The organism is Leifsonia sp. HAY1-4F (assembly GCF_056755275.1).
This window is the reverse complement of the sequence record NZ_JBNDHX010000623.1, coordinates 1-237: the sequence shown is the minus strand read 5'-3', so window position 1 is coordinate 237 and position 237 is coordinate 1. Positions and strand designations below refer to the sequence as shown.

The window sequence follows — 237 nt, the reverse complement described above, 5'->3', positions numbered from 1 at the left end:
CTGCAGCAGGTAGTGCAGGCCGCGGCGTCGGTTGATGTCGTGGTAGGCGAGGTCGAGCTGCTGGATGCGGGCGTCGCCGAGGCCGAGGCCGTGCTTGGCCCGGTACCGCTCGATGAGCCGGTACTTGATGACCCAGTCGATCTCGGTCTCGATGGCCCCGAGGTCGCCGGCGCCGATCGCGTCGAGGGCGCGTCCCCACAGCTCGAGGACCTGCTTCGTGTCGGCGCTGTCCATGCC

1 protein-coding gene is annotated in these 237 nt (G+C 69.6%); it reads right to left on the bottom strand.

Annotated elements, in window-relative coordinates:
• A partial coding sequence (locus ACPYOG_RS20745; RefSeq protein WP_481295945.1) for a proteasome accessory factor PafA2 family protein occupies positions 1-237 on the bottom strand: 237 nt, incomplete at both ends.